At 65.7% G+C, this 3,264-nt stretch carries 2 protein-coding genes and 2 pseudogenes; 3 read left to right on the forward strand and 1 reads right to left on the reverse strand.

Going from position 1 to position 3,264, the window contains the following annotated elements; translation table 11 throughout:
• Positions 1–483: pseudogene (locus BN32_RS16725) on the reverse strand (tRNA (adenosine(37)-N6)-threonylcarbamoyltransferase complex transferase subunit TsaD); the annotation flags it as partial.
• A 149-nt stretch (positions 484–632) separates the two neighbouring features.
• Between BN32_RS16725 and BN32_RS16730 the strand changes: the two are divergent.
• The 3 genes and pseudogenes from BN32_RS16730 to BN32_RS27805 all read left to right on the forward strand — a co-directional run.
• Positions 633–1,379, forward strand: a complete 747-nt coding sequence (locus tag BN32_RS16730) for a uroporphyrinogen-III synthase (RefSeq protein WP_019199197.1) — start codon at positions 633–635, stop codon at positions 1,377–1,379.
• A gap of 89 nt (positions 1,380–1,468) precedes the next feature.
• Positions 1,469–2,674 carry a COG4223 family protein gene (locus BN32_RS16735; RefSeq protein WP_019199196.1) on the forward strand — a complete coding sequence of 402 codons (1,206 nt, stop codon included), beginning with the start codon at positions 1,469–1,471 and terminating at the stop codon, positions 2,672–2,674.
• Positions 2,675–2,682: 8 nt separating this feature from the next.
• Positions 2,683–3,264 (forward strand): annotated as a pseudogene (locus BN32_RS27805) (heme biosynthesis HemY N-terminal domain-containing protein); the annotation flags it as partial.

Genomic DNA, 3,264 nt, shown 5'->3' on the forward strand with positions numbered 1-3,264 from the left:
CCGGACATATTTCCGTACGCCGAGCACGCGACGATCTGGGTGTGGCGCCGGACGCGAGGAACAGGCGAGTAAGGAAAATGCCAACGCGACGGTAAGGCGCGGCGTCAGCGCATGCGCCTCCAGATGATTGACCGCGATCAGCGGCGTGTCGTGCACCAGCGCGATGGCTTTCGCCGTGGTGAGACCGACGATGACGCCGCCGATCAGTCCGGGACCGGCCGCCGCGGCGACGCCGCTGAGGTCGCCGAATCCGACGCCGGCTTCTTTCATCGCGGCGCGGACAATCCCGTCGAGCATGTCGACATGGGCGCGCGCAGCGATCTCGGGCACGACGCCGCCGAACGGCGCATGCTCGTCAATCTGCGAGCGCACGATGTTGGACAGAATCCGCCCCGACCCGTCGCGCAGCCGCTCGACCACGGCGGCGGCGGTTTCGTCGCAGGTGGTCTCGATCCCCAATACCAGCGTCGGCTTGCTTGCCAATTTCAGTCCTTGCGTTCGTCGCCAATCCGGCGTTTCCCTTGACCCGGCGGGGCCAGAGCGTCACTTGCCAATCGGCCGTCATTGAAGGGGTTCATAACGTGAAATCGTCAGGCGGGCTATCCTTGCTTGAGATGCGTGGAGCTTCATAAATGGCTATTCTTGTGACGCGCCCGGCGCCCGATAATGAGAAAACAGCCGCGGCCCTGCGGGCGAGGGGCTATGGCGTGCTGTTGTCGCCGATGCTGCGATTTGAGGCATCGGCGTTCGATGACGACGGCGAGATCGCCTTTGATGCGGTCGTGCTGAGCAGCGCCAATGCAGTCCGGGCCATCGAACACCATCCGAGCCTCCCGCGGCTCATCCTCCTGCCGGTCTTCGCGGTCGGCGGACATACCGCGCAGGTTGCGCGTGACGCAGGCTTTACCAACATCACGGTTGCGGACGGCGATGCCGTATCATTGCGCGACCGGGTGATCGAAAGCGCAGCCTCGGGCAAACTGAAGAAGAAAGCGACGCTGTGCTATCTCGCGGGCGCCGATCTTGCGCGGGATCTCGGCGGAGACCTGGGCGCACGCGGCTTCACGGTAGCGACGCGCACGGCGTACCGGATGATTCCGGTCGCGGGTTTTTCCAATGCCGTCAGCGATGCGTTTCGCGCCGGGAGCATCGAGGCGGTGCTGCATTATTCCCGCCGCAGCGCACGGGCCTATCTCAATGCGGCGCGGGCGGACGGCGTCGAGATTTCTGCCTTGGCTTTGCCGCAATGCTGCATCTCCGAGACTGTGGCAGGCGTTCTGCGCGAGGCCGGGGCGATGCAGGTGGCGGCGGCGCGCACGCCGGACGAGAATGCCATACTCGACGTGGTGGACAGGACGGTCAAAGCGTCGTCCGGTTAACACGTGAGTCATAATCAGAGCGTTAGGGCGTGAGCGGCCGTCGCAGAATCTGCTAGAGTTCGCCCCGGTGCGACAGGAGTGAGTTCCCGATGGACGACGAGAAGCAAGACAAGGCTGGTACTTCGCAGAGTAGCGATACCGCCAAGCGGCCCCCGCCGACCATCGAACTGACGGCATCCGAGGTGTCCGACAGTACACCCGCATCCGAAGGTGCTGCGTCCGGCGCAACGGAGTCTGAGGCATCGGCTTCAGATCATCCGGAGCCATCTCTGGCATCATCGCCCCCGCTTTCGCGAGCGTCATCGGTATTTGTCTCAGCGCTGACAGGCGCTGTGGCTGCAGCGCTGGTTCTGGGGGCAGCGAAACTCGCAGGCTGGCCCGGTGTGCCGGCGCAGCCTGCGGCGGTGGATGTTGTAGGCAAGAGCGACTTTGATGCGCTCGGCGTGCGGATTGCAAAAATCGAAACCGAAGCGGCGAAGCCCGTTGCCGCGCCTCGGCCGGTTGCCGATCCTGCAATCGTGACCCGGCTCGATGCGGTTGAAAAATCACTCACCTCGCTCCGCAACGATGTGGCCGCCGCACGCGGACAGGGCGAGAAGGTTGTGGCCGCGCTCAACGAGATCAAATCGGCGCCGCCGCAACCGGTGATGTCGCAGTCGGCCCCTGCAGGCGATACTTCGGCGCTCGAAGAACGTCTCGGCAAAATCGAGCGCGCGACTGCGGCTCTCAGCGCTGCGGCTGCTGCACCGCCGCCCGCGCCGCCGGCTCCTCTGGAAGATCCGAATGTGCGCCGCATGGCCGCGGCAACGGCGCTTGATTCCGCCGTGCGTCAGGGTGAGCCGTATGCTGCCGCGCTAGCGGCGGCACGATCCGCCAACGGCGAGACCGAGGTGCTCAAGCCGCTCGATGCCTTCGCGGCAACCGGTGTCCCCAATGCAGGCACGCTGAGCCGCGAACTGCTGACATTGTTGCCGAAGCTTGCGCCGAAGACGGAAACCGCGGCCGCGCCATCCGGCATCGTGGAACGTCTGCAGCAAAGTGCCGCGAAACTCGTGCGCATTCAGCGCACCGATGCCGCAGCCAGCGGCAACGCCGCTATTCTTGCTCGCGTTACGGCCGCCGCGCAGCGCGACGATGTCGCCGAGGCGAAGCGCGAGCTTGGTCAGCTCCCAGCACCGGATCGCGCTGCCGCCCAGGCATGGATCGCGAAGGCGGATGCGCGCGAAGCCGCCCTGGCGGCGTCCCGGCAATTCGCGTCGGATACGATGGCCGCGCTTTCGAAACCGGCGCGATAGGAAATTTCATGATCCGGATCGTCCTGTTTCTTTTTCTGGTCGGTGTCGTCGCGCTCGGGGCCGCCGTGATTGCCGATCAGACCGGCGATGTCACCTTGTCCTGGAGCGTGTGGCGCATCGACACCTCGCTGCCGGTGCTGGTGCTGGCGTTGCTGGTGATTGTCTTCGCCGCGATGCTGGTCTGGGCCGTCATCCGCAGTTTCCTGCGCGCTCCCGAACGTCTCCGCAGACTTCGACGCGAGCGCCGTCAGGCGAAGGGGCGGCACGCCATCACGCAAGGCCTGCTTGCGATCGGCACTGGCGACCATTTCGCCGCGCGCCGCCACGCCGATGTCGCCAAACGTCTGGCGCAGCAGGACCCGCTGGCCATGCTGCTGCATGCGCAGTCCGCGCAGCTCGACGGCGACCGCGAGGGCGCGCAACGCGCGTTTCATGCCATGGCGGAACGCAAGGACACCCGGCTGCTCGGTTTGCGCGGATTGTTCGTTGAGGCGCAGCGCCGCGACGATGCTTACGCGGCGGTCGCGCTGGCCGAAGAGCCTTGAAGTCCGCACCGGCCTCCGCTGGGCTCGCATGCGGTGCTGGGCTTT

This window comes from Afipia birgiae 34632 (genome assembly GCF_000308295.2).
GTDB lineage: Bacteria > Pseudomonadota > Alphaproteobacteria > Rhizobiales > Xanthobacteraceae > Afipia > Afipia birgiae.

Coding starts and splice junctions, on each gene's coding strand:
- BN32_RS16730 (WP_019199197.1), top strand. CDS start 633: ATGGCTATTCTTGTGACGCGCCCGGCGCCCGATAATGAGAAAACAGCC.
- BN32_RS16735 (WP_019199196.1), top strand. CDS start 1,469: ATGGACGACGAGAAGCAAGACAAGGCTGGTACTTCGCAGAGTAGCGAT.